Genomic DNA, 15,350 nt, shown 5'->3' on the forward strand with positions numbered 1-15,350 from the left:
AGCTAAATAGATTTGTCTGTCTTTAAATTTAAAAGCAGACTTGGTAAATTCGGCACTTGCTCCCTGATGTTTTTTCTTAAAGTTAGGATACTTAGTCCGACCAGCAAAGAAATTAGTAAAAGCTGTTTGTAAATGTCTTAACCCTTGTTGTAAAGGTACACAGCTTACCTCATTGAGAAAGTCTAATTCTTCTTGCTTTTTCCAATCGGTTAGCATTGAAGAAGTTTGAGCATATCCTACTCTTTCTTGTCTTTCATGCCAAGCTTGTGTTCGTTCGTGGAGAGCTTTGTTGTAAACTAATCTTACACAGCCCAATGTGCGCCGCAATAGCGACTCTTGTTCTGGTGTCGGGTAAAATCGGTAAGAATAGGCTTTTTCCATACCTCACATTTTAGCATATATTTCGTAAATGTGCTAATATTTAACAGTAAAGCCGCCGTAAAACGGCGGGGTTTCAGACCCAAATTTTCGATGAGGAGCAAACAAACCCCGAAAGCCCTTGTCTTTAAGAGTATTCATGGTTTCTTTGGCAGCATACCAACTATCTCCTGTGACTGTCTCTGGTTTCAATCCCCAAGCTTTTACTTCGTCCAACATTTCTAAGAAATATTCATGTTTTGTCTGACCCTCCTGTTTATTAACGATTCAATAATTAACGGGAACTGACCTTCCTTTACAATCGGTATAATATCAGGTAACTACGTTAATACCTTTGACTACTTTTTTGTGTTTACCACCAGTAAAAGTAATCGATTAACTCAGCTTTAGCTGGGTGACTATAAGGCTTGTCAATTACCATATCGTCTGTACTGATTGTTCCTCCTTCAAGTTCGATTTGAGGAGCCACTTCATCCAACAAATCCTTGGGTGTATAGTTCTCTCGCCACAAGAAACGATTGACACTGTCATGAGATAAATTGCCCAGAATTTGAGCCAAACGAACACAGCTTATATATTTAGGTTCGCCGAGCAAAAATAGGGTGTAAATAGCCAGATTACATTGAGCAGTTGTTGGCTTCGTAATGTTTCTCATCAGTTGTTCTGTTATAAGAGATGCCCTTCTGTCAGGAAATCAAATCGGAGAGGGTTTTGTCAAGAGTCGAGAGAGAAATTGTATCTAAGACTAACAAAATTATACCACCCACATTTAAGCCTTTTTGTCAATGCGTAAGTTCTATGCTTGCAGAAACGGTATCGTTACATTTTGTGTCGTATTCAAGCAATTCATACAGACTCAATCAATTCATACAGTAAATCAAACAACCACCCGTTACAGTAATACCAGAAGCAGAATTGTTAGCTCAACTTAGGTAAGCAGTTCTCAAATCCAACAAATTCAATAAGGAGAGCATCATGAGCTTAAAAGATAGAACCGAGGCAACCGCCAAAAATATCGAAGGTAAAGTTCAAGAAGCAGTAGGAGATCTGACTGGCGATCCCAAAGCTCAGGCAGAGGGCAAGGAAAAACAGGCAGAGGCAAAAGTTCGTCACACTATCGAAGATGTGAAAGATGAAGTCAAAAAAATCATTGATTAGTAGGTCGTTTGTCACAGCAACCGCCATTCAGACAAATGATTGAAACCAGGCTTTCATCGGAACTCTTCCTCAAAAAATGGTTTCTTTCGAGACAGGTGAAACACTAGGACAAGGCGGCGTAAATAAACCCAATATTACCAGATATCTAGCTTCTCAAAGAAGTCGAAGATCTCTCCCTCGGTAAACTTACGCCGTCAAAGACTAGAAAAATCTTTCTCGAAAGGATCTAGACAGTAGTTGTTCATCATCCATGTATCATCGATTCATCAAATTCTTTTGGGGAGTTAAAATGATGTCACTTCAACAGATTCGTCGCTTTTTTGTCACCATTATTTTAACTATAATGCTGGCAATTACTATAGCTTTTGATTTTGGAACTACAAATAGTTGGGCTGCAACTTTACCCACCCAATCGCAGACTCAAATCGCAAGCATGAATCGAGCCAAGGCAGTTACGAAAAATATTGAAGGCAAAGCTCAAGAAGCGATTGGCAACATGACAGGCGATCCCAAAGATCAGATGATGGGAAAAGCCAAGCAAGTCGAAAGTCAGGCTCGTAACGCAGCAGAAGATATAAAAGACCAGATGAAGTTAAAAGGGAGGGCAAAAGCAGTCACAAAGAACATTGAAGGCAAAGCTCAAGAAGCGATAGGTAAAGCTACTGGCAACCGCCAAGATCAAGTTGCTGGAAAAGCTAAACAAGTCGAAAGCCAAGTTCGCAATGCAGTAGAAGACGTAAAAGATACGGTTCAAGATATACTCAATTAAGGATCGGTGACTGAATTTTCATTACTTTTCTCTAAATCAAGGAGGGAAATATGTTCGATCTCGTTTGGACTGCCGTTGTTATACTTTTCATCCTCTGGGTGTTAGGATTCTCCATTAACATTGGCGGCGGCTTAATCCACCTGCTTTTGGTTTTGGTGCTGATTGGCGTTGTCTACAACTTGTTCATGAGGCGACGGTAATTGTTCATTCTCGAACACAGAAAGGGTCAAAAAATCGGGAAAAAGCAAGAATCAAAGTAGCTAAGATTCAGGCTCGAATCACCGATGGCAGAAAAGACCATTTACATAAGCTAACCACTCAATTAGTTCGTGAAAACCAAACGATTGTAGTTGAGAATTTAGCGGTAAAAAACCTGGTAAAAAACCCCAAGGTAAGCGCATCTTAACAATCCTTGACAAAATGAACTTTATGTGAGTTGCTTGCCCACGATTCAGGCATATTTGAGGAGAATTTGCCATCTCAATTGTTAAGCAAAAATCGACCCATTTGGTCGATTTCGTAACTATTCTGATTGAGTGGTATCACTTGAAATGCCCACGCGGATGACAAAATTGGCCAATTGTCAATAGCGTTTGAGATGCTCTCACCCTGTAAAAAACCCGAAACTAGCTCAAGCTATATCAGATGTTAGTTGGGGAGAAATCACTCGACAATGAGCCTATAAATGCCGTTGGTATGGGAGAAACTATCGGGAAATAGATATAGCATTTCTGATTCACACGAGGTACATTCCCGAGCCTGAACAGCTTAATCAGTAAAGGTTTAACTGTGCCGCACAGATGCGAGAAACGCTATAGATGGTTTCCTAGTTCAAAACGGTGCAATAATTGTGGGCATATCGTTGAGAAAATGCCGTTAAGTGTCCGAGAATGGGAGTGTCCTGAATGTGGAACTTGCCATGAAAGGGATGTTAACGCCAGTAAAAACATTTTGGCCGCAGGGCTTGCGGTATCAGTCTGGGTCGCGAGTGTCAGACCCGAACAGAGTGAGTCTGTGAAGGCAACTGCTAAGAAGCAGAAACCTAGATCGTGAGGTCTAGGAATCACCGTCCCTTTTAGGGCGGTGAGGATGTCAATCCCACCCCCTAAATCCCCCTTAAGGGGTAATTCTATCGTCTCCCCTGAAAGGGGAGATAAGAGAGGGGTGGGGACTGAGGGGGGTGGGGGCTGCTTTGCTCAACCGAACGGTATTGGGTAGGGGAGGTGTGAACGATCATAATTTAATTTTATGTTGTTGTGCTGTTTAGTTATTCAAGGAGTTTTTGTATGGAATCCACAAAAGAGCGCGGGCAATTAATCATCATTGGTGGAGCAGAAGACAAAGAAGGAGATTGTCAAATCTTGCGAGAGTTTGTTCGCTGTGCTGGCGGGACTAAAGCTAAAATTGCCGTGTTAACGGCGGCAACAAGTGAGCCTCGTTCGGCTGGAGAAACCTATACCCGAGTGTTTGAGCGACTCGGTGTCGAGGATGTGCGTGTCCTCGATACCATTCACAGGGAAGATGCCGACGATCCAGAAAACCTGAAAATCATTGAGGAAGCCACAGGAGCGTTTTTTACCGGGGGAGATCAAGCCCTAATCATTGAACACATCAAGGGAACTCAGCTATATTGAAGGAGACTCCGAAACCAACGCACGCATGGATGCCATAGAGATGGGTCCGGGAATGGGATTTCTGCACTCAGTGGTGATCGATCAGCATTTTGCCCAGCGCGGACGGCTAGGTCGCCTGATTTCCGCTCTCTTACAGCAGCCAGCTAACTTAGGCTTTGGCATTGACGAAGATACAGCAGTAGTTGTGGACGGTGACGAATTTAAAGTGCTGGGGCGTGGGGCTATAACAGTTGTCGATGAATCAGAAGCAACTTATGATAATTTAGACGAACTGCTCAAAGATGAAGCGATGGCAGTGTGTGGAGTCAGGTTGCACATCTTACCTCAAGGATTCCGCTTTAACTTGAAAACTCGCAAGCCCGTTTTCTCTCGATCAATAGAGTTAAGGGATAGCAATCCTAAAAAGGAGGCAGAAGTTGAAAGGGAGTAGGTCGGAGGGAACAATCAGTGGTGGCTTGTACCCGCCACTGATTGGAGAATTTATTTAAATCAGAAAAATATTGACTCTGAGGTCTAAGAATGAATCACGATCGGGATGATGAAACCAATCTTGAGCGGCGACGAGAACTGCTACATGATGAAGAGGCTTTTCGACTTGATCAAGAAGAGAAACGCCTGCGATCTGCCAGACGAAGTAATACCTTAAATTGGATAATTAATAGCATTTTCGGGCTGGCAGGAATAGTGCAAATACCACTGGTAATGAGGTTCTTGCTGCGTTTGTTTGGTGCGAACCCACAAAATCAATTTGCTCAGTTGATTAATCATCTATCTGCACCTTTCATTGAGCCATTTTCCACCTTATTCATTAGCCCTGCTTCATCTGGTGGAGCAAACATATTTGATGTTAATATTGTGATTGCGATCATAGCCTATGCTCTCTTGAGCTATACTTTGCACGGCTATAACTTGCATTTTTTCCTCAAATCACTCTAGTATTAGATAATGCCCGCTATCAAAAATGTAAAATTGTTGAATAATTGGCTCTTTCTTTGTCAATAGAATTACTCTATCTGCCGTCTTATTGCCTAATCTAAATTTAATTGAAAGCCTGTGGAAATTTGTCAAAAAGAAATGTTTATATGGTAAATATTATGAAAACTTTTCCGACTTTTCTTCAACTATTTATGAATGTCTGAATGATGCCCATCTGAAACATAAAAAAGAACTGGATTCCTTGCTCACTCTAGGATTTCAGAAGTTTAATAAATCTCAGATTATGAACGGCTAAAGTATATCAGTCATCAGTCATCAGTAATCAGATGTGAGTTTTCAGTTCACAAGGGCCGAATCTAAAACCTCATTGGTTAAGCTAAAAGCTTTGATGTGCCTAGTTTCTAACCTTCTTTTTAGGTGGGAGAATTGCCAGATTCTTTCTTTTGCCTCTTGCATGAGTGACTCTTGCCTTCAGAACCTGATTACTGTTTACTGTTTACTGACCACTGAAAAAAACTCCCATCAACAGTGTCTCACTGATTACTGTTTACTGTTTACTGATTACTGTTTACTGTTTACTGAAACAACTCCCAACACTTAATATATGAAATGGACAGATAAAGATCAGATAATTATGCAAGGGATCGATCGACCCCTAGGCAAATATTATGCGGCACGATTGAAAGCTCAGGGAACCTGTTTAGTAGCGGGGGTGGCTAGTGGCCACGGTGGTGAGATAATCGCAGAGATACCAGTGTTTGATCTAGTGGTCGAGGCCGTTGCTGAAACCGGAGAAATCAAGACCAGTTTAATTTTAGTCCCCCCCAATCAAGTCCTAGATGCGGCCTTAGAAGCGATCGCAGCAGCAATTCCCCAATTAATTATCGTCACCCCAGGAGTACCCCCCTTGGATCTGGTGGAATTATTAAAGATAGCTAGTACCACCGGGACATTAATTCTCGGCCCCGGCAGCCAGGGTGTAATTATTCCCAATTATCTTTGGTTGGGTATTTGTGAACCGAATTTTTATCAATCGGGGACAATCGGTCTGATCACGCGTGGCGATCGCATAGGGGATGAAGTGGCGAAAACTTTAACAGCGGCGGGTTATGGTGAATCTATGGCGGTAAATTTGGGTACTGACGGCATTATTGGCTCAAATTTGTCCCAATGGTTGCAGGTTTTCGAGGAAGATGACAATACCGAGGCAATTCTCCTCGTCAGTCAGGTGGGAGGAAAGGCCGAAATCGAGGCGGCCAAATATATTGCCTCGGCGATCGAAAAACCAGTGATTGCCTATCTTGTGGGGTTAAATACAGCCATTGAAACCAATTTCGGTGATACAGAAACAATTATTTCTAACCAACTTTCCTACTCTGTTGCCGCTAAGAATACCAGAAAAGATAGCTTACGTCATTTTCAAGAAGCTGGGGTGACAGTGGTGGAAAAATTGGCCGATTTACCCACCTCTTTAGCGAAAGTCTTGTCCTGAATTTGACCCCATTGCTCCAATAATATTTATAATCTGAGAATATTCTGCCAAAATAAGCACCTAACAGGATGTTTCACCCCATCCAGGGGATTTTCGATGACAATTCCTGAGAGCTACTATATCATGGTAGATCACCTGTGATTCCTCAGACCGGCCAAGATAAAGATGGCAACAGGCAAAAATTAGGAAAAATCAGCGACAATCGAAACGGCAAGATCAAAAAAAATTCTATTCTAGATTGACCCTTTCAGCAGACCAACTATCCCACCCTTCTAGACAACGACCCTAAGGATAACTTCTATGGCGCAACAAAATAACCTAAAAACCGACAATATACACCAAATCGATCCCTATTGGGGTCCCCGATGGCTCGTAGAGGAGCGGGACGCTTGCGGAGTCGGTTTTATTGCCGATGTGCGCGGTTCTGGCAGCCATCAACTGATTGAACAGGCCCTTTTAGCCTTAGGTTGTTTGGAACACCGGGGAGGCTGCAGCGCCGATCAGGATTCCGGGGACGGTTCCGGTATGATGACCGCTATCCCCAGAGATGTCCTCGCTACTTGGTTCGCCGAAAATGGCTTAAATATGCCAGAATCTGAGCGACTAGGGGTGGGTATGGTCTTTCTTCCCCAAGCGGCCCAAGAACGCGCCGAGGCTAAAGCACATATCGAGGAAATTGTCAATAAATATAATATTAAGATTTTAGGTTGGCGTGCTGTTCCCGTCCGTCCCCAAGTCCTCGGAAGACAAGCAAGGGAAAATCAACCCTACGTCGAGCAAATTCTGGTGACTTCCCCCGATTTAGCCGGTTCTCAATTCGATCGCCTACTCTATATTGCCCGTTCTGAAGTCGGTAAGCAACTGGCCGATGATTTCTATTTCTGTTCCTTTTCCTGTCGCACCATTGTCTATAAAGGGATGGTACGGGGCGAAATCCTGCGAGAATTCTATCTAGACCTGCAAAATCCCGCCTATAGCAGTCAATTTGCCATTTATCACCGTCGTTTTAGCACCAATACCCAACCGAAATGGCCCCTCGCTCAACCGATGCGCTTATTGGGTCATAACGGCGAAATTAACACCCTTTTGGGCAATATTAACTGGATGTCGGCCCGGGAACCCGCTTTAGAAACCCAAGGTTGGACCCACGAAGAATTACAATCCCTGACCCCCATTGTTAACCCCGCTAACAGCGACTCCTATAACCTCGATAGCGCCCTAGAATTATTGGTGAGAACCGGTCGCAGTCCCCTAGAAGCGGCTATGATCCTAGTGCCGGAGGCCTACAATAATCAGCCGGATTTACAGAATTATCCCGAAATTATCGACTTCTACGAATACTATAGCGGTTTACAGGAACCCTGGGACGGTCCGGCTTTACTGGTATTCAGTGACGGGGGAATCGTCGGCGCTTGTTTAGATCGCAACGGTTTGCGACCGGCCCGTTATAGCATTACTAACAATGGTTATATCGTCGTTTCCTCGGAAGCGGGAACTATTCCCCTCGATGAAACCACCATTATGGAAAAAGGTCGTCTCGGCCCCGGTCAAATGCTCGCAGTGGACCTAGAAAAAGGCGAAATTAAGCGTAATTGGCAGATTAAACAGGAAATTGCCCGAGCTAATCCCTACGGTGAATGGGTGAAATCCCAACGCACCTTGATTGACAAAGAAACAGCGATAGACATTCCCGCTCCTAGTCATCTCCTTCCCCTGCAAACCGCTTTTGGTTATACTGCCGAAGATGTGGATATGATTATCGTTCCCATGGCAGAACAGGGAAAAGAACCGACTTTCTGTATGGGTGATGACACTCCCCTAGCAGTCCTCTCCAGTAAACCCCATCTTCTCTACGATTACTTTAAACAACGTTTTGCCCAAGTTACTAACCCCCCCATCGATCCTTTACGCGAAAGTTTAGTCATGTCCTTGACTATGTATCTGGGACGACGGGGCAATATACTTAAATTAGGGGTTGATGACGCACATTTACTGAAATTAGACTCTCCCCTGCTCAATAATGCGGAATTAGCCAAAGTTAAAACCTCTAGCTACAAAACAGCCGAACTTTCTACCCTTTATGATCTGACCACCGGACCGCAGGGATTAGAAACCGCGATCGCTAATTTGTGCGCTGAGGCCGCCAAGAAAGTAGCATCGGGAGCAGAAATTTTAATTCTCAGTGACAGAACTGCTTCTATTGACGAAAAAACTAGCTATATTCCCCCCTTATTAGCTGTTGGTGCCGTCCATCATCACCTGATTCGCTCACACTTGCGTTTAAAAGCTTCGATCGTTATCGACACGGCCCAGTGTTGGAGTACCCATCACTTCGCTTGTCTAATTGGTTATGGCGCTTCCGCAGTTTGTCCCTATCTGGCCCTAGAAACGATCGCCCAGTGGTGGATCGAGCCAAAAACCCAGAAATTGATGGAAAACGGCAAATTAGAAGCTATTAGCCTCGAAAAAGCCCTAATTAACTACCGCAAATCCGTAGAAGCAGGATTACTGAAAATCCTCTCGAAAATGGGTATTTCTCTCCTATCTTCCTACCATGGGGCGCAAATTTTCGAGGCGATCGGATTATCGGCAGATTTAGTTAAACTAGCTTTTAACGGTACTACCAGTCGCGTCGGGGGTTTAAGCATTGCTGAAGTGGCCCAAGAAGCGATCGCATTCCACAGTAAAGCTTTCCCCAATCTTACCGCTAAAAAACTAGAAAACTACGGTTTTGTCAACTACCGTCCGGGGGGAGAATACCACATGAATTCCCCGGAAATGGCGAAAGCACTCCATAAAGCCGTGGCCGCTCACTCCCAAGGTCAAGGATATGACCATTACGAAACCTATCGTCAAATCTTGCAGCAAAGACCCGTTACTGCATTGCGCGATCTATTAGAATTTAACAGCGATCGAGCTTCAATTCCCCTCGAAGCAGTAGAATCGATCGAAAGTATCCTGCAACGCTTCTGCACAGGGGGAATGTCCCTCGGTGCCTTGGGCCGGGAAGCACACGAAACCCTAGCGATCGCCATGAATCGCATCGGAGGTAAGTCCAATTCCGGAGAAGGGGGAGAAGATCCGATCCGTTACACCAGCTTAAGCGATGTGGATGCAGAAGGACATTCCGTGACCATGCCCCACCTAAACGGCTTAAAAAACGGTGATACAGCCAATTCTGCCATTAAACAGATAGCTTCGGGTCGTTTTGGAGTCACTCCCGAATATTTAATGAGTGGAAAACAGCTAGAGATTAAAATGGCCCAGGGAGCAAAACCGGGAGAAGGAGGTCAATTACCCGGGAAAAAAGTTAGTCCCTATATTGCCATGTTACGGCGATCAAAACCGGGTGTTACCTTGATTTCTCCCCCTCCTCACCACGATATCTACTCGATCGAAGATTTAGCACAATTAATCTACGATTTACACCAAATTAACCCCCGGGCCAAAGTTTCCGTCAAATTAGTGGCCGAGATCGGTATCGGTACAATTGCGGCCGGAGTTGCCAAAGCTAACGCTGATATTATCCAGATTTCGGGCCACGATGGTGGTACAGGTGCATCACCCCTAAGTTCGATCAAACACGCGGGTAGTCCCTGGGAATTGGGAGTAACGGAAGTGCATCGGATGTTAATGGAAAATCAACTGCGTCATCGGGTGATTTTGCGTGCAGATGGGGGACTAAAAACCGGTTGGGATATCCTCATGGCTGCCGTGATGGGTGCGGAGGAATTCGGTTTTGGTTCCATTTCCATGATTGCTGAGGGGTGTATCATGGCCCGCGTCTGTCACACGAATAATTGCCCTGTGGGAGTCGCTACCCAGCAGGAACGTCTCCGCGCTCGTTTTCCAGGAATTCCCGCTCATGTGGTCAATTTCTTCACTTTGGTGGCTGAGGAAACGCGGCAATTATTGGCGAAATTAGGCTATCACAGTTTAAATGAGGTGATTGGCCGGGCAGATCTGTTAAAAGTGCGCTCCGATGCTCGTTTAACTAAGACAGAATCCCTCAATCTCGATTGTTTGTTGAATTTACCCGATGGCCGTAGCGATCGCTCTTGGTTGCAGCACGAGGAAGTACATAGTAACGGTGCTGTTCTCGATGACGATATTCTAGCCGATAGCGAGATTAAACAGGCGATCGAGCAACAGGGAACCGTCAGCAAAACCTACAGGATTGTCAATACCGATCGCTCCGTCGGGGCGAGAATTGCGGGGGTAATTGCCCAAAAATACGGGAATGACGGCTTTGAAGGCGAAATTAAGCTCAATTTTCAGGGTGCGGCCGGTCAAAGTTTCGGAGCCTTTAATTTACCCGGTGTCAATCTCCATTTAGAGGGAGAAGCTAACGATTATGTGGGTAAAGGCATCTACGGCGGCGAAATTGTCATCGTACCGCCCCAAAACGCCAATTATCAGCCCGAAGATAACGCTATTATCGGTAATACCTGTCTCTACGGGGCCACCGGTGGGGTATTATACGTTAATGGTCGCGCTGGTGAACGCTTTGCTGTTCGCAATTCCACCGCAAAAGCAGTTATCGAAGGGGCCGGGGATCACCTCTGTGAATACATGACCGGGGGGGTAATTGTCGTGCTTGGTTCCGTCGGTCGCAACGTCGGCGCCGGGATGACGGGAGGATTAGCTTATATCCTTGATCCCTCCCTACCGGAGAAACTCAACCCCGAAATTGTCAAGATTCAACGGGTTGCCACGGCTGCCGGTGCGGAACAGTTAAAATCTTTAATTGAGGCCCATGTAGAACGCACTAATAGCCCCAAAGGTAAGTTAATTTTAGCTAATTGGGATAGCTATCTCGGTCAATTCTGGCAAGTGGTCCCTCCCTCGGAAGCGGATAGTCCCGAAGCGCAAATTAGCGCGGAGAAAACCTTAACTTCGGTGTAATTTCCTCGGGGTGCGTTACTCTTGGTTAACGCACCCATTAATTAATTTTTTGACTGCGGAGTTGATTAATGGCCATGCTGCCCATCCCCACCACCTATACTAGCTATACCCAAGCACAAGAACATTTTCTTCAGGTTTTAGAACAAGTAGAACTGGGAAACTCGATCGTTATTGTCCAACGTCAGGGTCATCATGATGTGGCCTTGATTGCTGCTGACGAATTATCCGCTTTATTAGAAGAAGTTTATCTTTTGCGCTCTCCAGCTAACGCTCAACGACTTTTTCAGTCCTTAAATTGGTCACAAGAAAGATTATCTCAGACAGCTGCCACCACTTCTCTAGAAGAATTACGTCAAGAATTGGAGACCGAGATTGAGCAAGAAAAAGCCGCAGAAGTCTGAAACCGAAATTGTGCGAGTTTTTACTCAATTATGCCTAATCCAGTATCTCCAAATTGATTATATCGGGGCATATTAACCTTAATTATCTAGACCACAGTTTTTATGAATCCCCTCGTCAATTATTTTCGCAACCTGCACGAAATCCACTCCTCCCAAGCAGCCGTAAAAGAAACCTCCTACTACGGCACTCTCGAAACTCTCCTCAACGAAATCGGTAAAACCCTAAAACCGCGAGTCCGCTGCATTATCAACCTCAGAAATCAGGGTGCGGGATTGCCAGACGGGGGACTTTTTAATGTCGATCAATTCCCCAAAAATCAAGAATTAGAACCTTTTACGGCGATTTTTCCCGAAAGAGGCGCGATCGAGATTAAGGGAACCAAAGAAGATGTCAAAAAAATCGCCACCAGCGAGCAAGTACAAAAATACTGGCAAAAATACGGTCAAGTATTAGTCAGCAATTATCGCGATTTTCTGCTCATCGGTCGCAATAGCCAAGGTCAACCGGTAGAATTAGAAGCCTATAGTTTAGCCCCGTCAGAAGCCGAGTTTTGGCTAAAAACCTCAAATCCATCCAAATTTGCCGCCGAACACGGTGATAGCCTCTTAGAATACCTAAAGAGAGTGCTTTTACAGGCGGCTCCTATCACTTCACCGGCCGATGTTGCTTGGTTTCTTGCTTCCTATGCGCGGGACGCAAAAGCACGCTTAGAACATCATTCCGATCTTCCTGCTCTGGCCAATATTCGTCAAGCTTTAGAAAATGCCCTAGGTATCAAATTTGAACGGGAACAGGGAAATAAATTTTTCCGTTCTACCCTCGTGCAAACCCTCTTTTATGGTTTATTCTCCGCTTGGGTATTATGGCACAAGCAAAACCTCAATCGCGAGGATAAAGAGGATAAGTTCGATTGGAAATCCGCAGCCCACCATCTCCATGTTCCCATGTTAGCGATCCTATTTGAGCAGATCGCCGCACCGAGTAAGTTAAAATCTTTGGGATTAGTAGAAGTCTTGAATTGGACCGGTGCAGCTTTAAATCGAGTGCGACGAGAGGAATTTTTTCGTCAATTCGATGAGGGACAAGCGGTACAGTATTTCTATGAACCATTTTTGCAAGCTTTTGATCCCGATTTACGCAAAGAATTGGGAGTTTGGTACACTCCTCCAGAAATTGTTCGCTATATGGTAGCGCGAGTCGATCGAGTTTTACGAGAAGAATTAAATATCGAGGACGGTTTAGCTAATCCCGATGTTTATATTCTCGATCCTTGCTGTGGAACTGGTGCTTATTTAGTCGAGGTTTTGCGCTATATTACCGATACTTTACAGGAAAATGGGGCGGGTGCTTTAGCCATGGCTTTGGTGAAAAAAGCAGCCATAGAAAGAATTTTCGGTTTCGAGATTTTAACCGCTCCTTTTGTCGTCGCTCATCTACAATTAGGTTTATTCCTGCAAAGTTTGGGTGTACCTTTAATAGAAGATAGTGAACGAGTCGGGATTTATCTCACTAATGCTTTAACTGGTTGGCAACCTCCCGATGAGGAAAGTAAACAGAAAATTCAACAGCTACAATTAAGTTTTCCGGAGTTAAATAAGGAACGAGAGGCAGCTGATGAAGTTAAGCGCGGTAAACCGATTTTAGTTATTCTCGGTAATCCTCCCTACAATGCTTTTGCTGGAACCAGTCCCGCAGAAGAAGCAGGTTTAGTGGAAGTGTATAAACAGGGTTTAATCTCCGATTGGGGGATTAAAAAGTTTAATTTGGATGAGTTATATGTGCGCTTTTTTCGTTTAGCAGAAAGATGTATTTCAGAAAATACCGGTAAAGGGGTTGTTTGTTATATTTCTAACTATTCTTGGGTTAGTGAACCTTCTTTTGTTGTCTTGAGACAAAATCTATTAAAGAATTTCAATAAGTTCTGGATCGAAAATATGCACGGAAATCGCAAAATTTCTGAATATGCACCCGATGGTAGAACCAGTGAGACAATTTTCTCAATACCCGGATTCTCAGCAGGAATTCAACAGGGAGTGGTGATTTCTCTTTGGTTGAAAAATAGTTCTCAGCAAGGAACTAAAGTCTTATTTCGAGATGATATTGATGCAGCTAAAGCAGTTGAAAGAAGGTCACAACTTTTAGAAAGCTTAAATAATCAAGATTTTGATGCTTTTTATCAAGTCTCTAACCCAGAACAATCTAATCGTTATTCTTTCCGTCCCTCCGATGTTTCCTCTCACTATTTAGCATGGCCAAAGTTAACAGATTTATGTAAAGAACCACCTTACAATGGTCCTTATGATGCTAGAAACGGAGCGTTATATGCCATAGAAAAAAATTCCCTATCACGTCAAATGAAAGATTATTTTAATTCTCGAATATCTCACGATGAAATAGCAAAATTATATCCTGATTTAATGCAACCAAAAACAGGCTATCATCCAAAACAAGTTAGAGACAAACTATTAGCAACAAGCCTGTTTGAAGAGGACAATATATACTTGATGCAATTTAAACCTTTTGACAGACGATATTATTATTGTGAATTAAAGTCTTCTTTGTGTTGTCGTCCATCTCCTAGTCTTATCAATCACGTTAAACCAGATAATAAATTTTTGATTACTAGAGATCATGGTGTTTCCGATCCTGAAGGATATCCGTTACTTTTCTCAAGTGTTTTGGTTGAAAGAGATCAATTAAAAGGTCATGCTCGTTTAATTCCGTTTCAGTTACATCCGAAAAATACACAACTATCCACAAACACGAAAAATAAGCTAGAGCTTTTTAATACTTCTAGCTTTCACACTCAAGTTACAAAAGCCAATCTCTCGGAAAAATCTCGTCAATACTTAAATCAACTGGGTATTAATAATCTTGATGAAAATATCGAGAATGCTTCCTTAATTTGGCTGCACGCATTAGCGATTGGGTACTCTCCCTTGTATCTTCGGGAAAATGCCGACGGTATTCGTCAAGACTTCCCAAGGATTCCCCTTCCCAATAGCCAAGAATTATTAATTAAATCTGCCCAACTAGGACAAGCGATCGCCTCTCTTTTAGACACAGAAAACCCCGTTATAGGAGTCACCAAAAAACCGACCCCTGCAATGCAAAAAATCGCCTTGATTTCCTGCACTGATGGGGGAAATTTAAACCCAGATAAGGGGGATTTAATTATTAACGTCGGTTGGGGACACGGGGGTAAAAATGGTGTGACAATGCCGGGTAAAGGAAAAGCGATCGCCAGACAATATACAACCGCAGAAATGAGCGTAATTAGCCCAGAAATGCGAAAATTATTAGGAACCAAAACCTATGATATTTATCTCAACGATCGAGCCTATTGGCAAAATATACCAGCCCGGGTGTGGGAATATACCATCGGGGGTTATCAAGTCATTAAAAAATGGCTAAGTTATCGCGAGGAAAAATTATTAGGACGGGGATTAACTATCGCAGAAGTGCAGGAAGTCAGCGAGATGACTAGAAGAATTACTGCGATTATTCTCCTAGAATCAGACCTAGATGATAACTACCAAAATATCAAAACAGCCGTGTATTCTTTTTAATTAGGGTTGGCTGATTAAATCTAAAAACCTTGTGGGAGGCGAAATTTTGACTTTTTCCCTGAAAATCGGTAAAATCCCACACCCCACACCCCACACCCCACACCCCA

13 protein-coding genes and 3 pseudogenes are annotated in these 15,350 nt (G+C 43.7%); 13 read left to right on the forward strand and 3 right to left on the reverse strand.

The genetic code is table 11. The annotated features are described in order from the left end of the window. From LW728_RS18895 to LW728_RS18905, 3 genes are all read right to left on the reverse strand, one after another. Positions 1–381, reverse strand: a 381-nt coding sequence (locus LW728_RS18895; protein ID WP_287767658.1) for an RNA-guided endonuclease InsQ/TnpB family protein, incomplete at its 3' end; no start/stop codon positions are given. 33 nt (positions 382–414) lie between these two features. Beyond that, a complete protein-coding gene (locus LW728_RS18900) occupies positions 415–597 on the reverse strand; it encodes a hypothetical protein (protein ID WP_287665384.1) in 183 nt (60 codons plus the stop codon). Positions 598–730: 133 nt separating this feature from the next. Further along, positions 731–1,033: a hypothetical protein gene (locus tag LW728_RS18905; RefSeq protein ID WP_002799007.1), complete on the reverse strand. Its 303-nt coding sequence runs from the start codon at positions 1,031–1,033 to the stop codon at positions 731–733. A 320-nt stretch (positions 1,034–1,353) separates the two neighbouring features. On the opposite strand from LW728_RS18905, the gene LW728_RS18910 reads away from it, so the two are divergent. From LW728_RS18910 to LW728_RS18970, 13 genes and pseudogenes are all read left to right on the forward strand, one after another. Beyond that, positions 1,354–1,536, forward strand: a complete 183-nt coding sequence (locus tag LW728_RS18910; protein ID WP_002752242.1) for a CsbD family protein — start codon at positions 1,354–1,356, stop codon at positions 1,534–1,536. 292 nt (positions 1,537–1,828) lie between these two features. Continuing rightward, complete coding sequence (locus LW728_RS18915) at positions 1,829–2,305, forward strand: CsbD family protein (RefSeq protein ID WP_002803199.1); 477 nt, start codon at positions 1,829–1,831, stop codon at positions 2,303–2,305. A gap of 50 nt (positions 2,306–2,355) precedes the next feature. After that, positions 2,356–2,505 carry a lmo0937 family membrane protein gene (locus LW728_RS18920; RefSeq protein ID WP_149978494.1) on the forward strand — a complete coding sequence of 50 codons (150 nt, stop codon included), beginning with the start codon at positions 2,356–2,358 and terminating at the stop codon, positions 2,503–2,505. Between the two features lie 8 nt (positions 2,506–2,513). Beyond that, positions 2,514–2,702, forward strand: a pseudogene (locus LW728_RS18925) (transposase); the annotation flags it as partial. Positions 2,703–2,898: 196 nt separating this feature from the next. Next, positions 2,899–3,358 (forward strand): annotated as a pseudogene (locus LW728_RS18930) (RNA-guided endonuclease InsQ/TnpB family protein); the annotation flags it as partial. 233 nt (positions 3,359–3,591) lie between these two features. Beyond that, positions 3,592–3,939 (forward strand): cyanophycinase, encoded by a 348-nt coding sequence (locus LW728_RS18935; protein WP_287767662.1) that lies wholly within the window; start codon positions 3,592–3,594, stop codon positions 3,937–3,939. A gap of 25 nt (positions 3,940–3,964) precedes the next feature. Beyond that, a complete protein-coding gene (locus LW728_RS18940; RefSeq protein WP_287767665.1) occupies positions 3,965–4,369 on the forward strand; it encodes a cyanophycinase in 405 nt (134 codons plus the stop codon). A gap of 89 nt (positions 4,370–4,458) precedes the next feature. Further along, the gene (locus LW728_RS18945) at positions 4,459–4,875 is read left to right on the forward strand and encodes a YggT family protein (RefSeq protein WP_287665376.1); all 417 of its coding nucleotides are present in this window, start codon (positions 4,459–4,461) and stop codon (positions 4,873–4,875) included. Further along, positions 4,866–5,170 (forward strand): annotated as a pseudogene (locus tag LW728_RS18950) (transposase); the annotation flags it as partial. The gene LW728_RS18945 and the pseudogene LW728_RS18950, both read left to right, overlap by 10 nt. 309 nt (positions 5,171–5,479) lie before the next feature. After that, complete coding sequence (locus LW728_RS18955) at positions 5,480–6,367, forward strand: succinate--CoA ligase subunit alpha (protein ID WP_287767667.1); 888 nt, start codon at positions 5,480–5,482, stop codon at positions 6,365–6,367. 300 nt (positions 6,368–6,667) lie between these two features. Further along, on the forward strand, positions 6,668–11,272 hold the full coding sequence (gltB, locus tag LW728_RS18960; protein ID WP_287767670.1) for a glutamate synthase large subunit: 4,605 nt from the start codon (positions 6,668–6,670) through the stop codon (positions 11,270–11,272). A gap of 68 nt (positions 11,273–11,340) precedes the next feature. Then, positions 11,341–11,673, forward strand: a complete 333-nt coding sequence (locus LW728_RS18965; protein ID WP_002763237.1) for a type II toxin-antitoxin system Phd/YefM family antitoxin — start codon at positions 11,341–11,343, stop codon at positions 11,671–11,673. A gap of 102 nt (positions 11,674–11,775) precedes the next feature. Further along, positions 11,776–15,243, forward strand: a complete 3,468-nt coding sequence (locus LW728_RS18970; protein ID WP_287767672.1) for a type ISP restriction/modification enzyme — start codon at positions 11,776–11,778, stop codon at positions 15,241–15,243. Positions 15,244–15,350 lie beyond the last annotated feature (107 nt).

It is taken from the genome of Microcystis sp. 49638_E5, assembly GCF_021300285.1.
Lineage (GTDB): Bacteria > Cyanobacteriota > Cyanobacteriia > Cyanobacteriales > Microcystaceae > Microcystis > Microcystis aeruginosa_C.

What these genes read in the sequence shown, in the direction of transcription:
- LW728_RS18900 (WP_287665384.1), bottom strand. Translation starts at nt 597, where the DNA reads ATGTTGGACGAAGTAAAAGCTTGGGGATTGAAACCAGAGACAGTCACA.
- LW728_RS18905 (WP_002799007.1), bottom strand. Translation starts at nt 1,033, where the DNA reads ATGAGAAACATTACGAAGCCAACAACTGCTCAATGTAATCTGGCTATT.
- LW728_RS18910 (WP_002752242.1), top strand. Translation starts at nt 1,354, where the DNA reads ATGAGCTTAAAAGATAGAACCGAGGCAACCGCCAAAAATATCGAAGGT.
- LW728_RS18915 (WP_002803199.1), top strand. Translation starts at nt 1,829, where the DNA reads ATGTCACTTCAACAGATTCGTCGCTTTTTTGTCACCATTATTTTAACT.
- LW728_RS18920 (WP_149978494.1), top strand. Translation starts at nt 2,356, where the DNA reads ATGTTCGATCTCGTTTGGACTGCCGTTGTTATACTTTTCATCCTCTGG.
- LW728_RS18935 (WP_287767662.1), top strand. Translation starts at nt 3,592, where the DNA reads ATGGAATCCACAAAAGAGCGCGGGCAATTAATCATCATTGGTGGAGCA.
- LW728_RS18940 (WP_287767665.1), top strand. Translation starts at nt 3,965, where the DNA reads ATGGATGCCATAGAGATGGGTCCGGGAATGGGATTTCTGCACTCAGTG.
- LW728_RS18945 (WP_287665376.1), top strand. Translation starts at nt 4,459, where the DNA reads ATGAATCACGATCGGGATGATGAAACCAATCTTGAGCGGCGACGAGAA.
- LW728_RS18955 (WP_287767667.1), top strand. Translation starts at nt 5,480, where the DNA reads ATGAAATGGACAGATAAAGATCAGATAATTATGCAAGGGATCGATCGA.
- gltB (WP_287767670.1), top strand. Translation starts at nt 6,668, where the DNA reads ATGGCGCAACAAAATAACCTAAAAACCGACAATATACACCAAATCGAT.
- LW728_RS18965 (WP_002763237.1), top strand. Translation starts at nt 11,341, where the DNA reads ATGGCCATGCTGCCCATCCCCACCACCTATACTAGCTATACCCAAGCA.
- LW728_RS18970 (WP_287767672.1), top strand. Translation starts at nt 11,776, where the DNA reads ATGAATCCCCTCGTCAATTATTTTCGCAACCTGCACGAAATCCACTCC.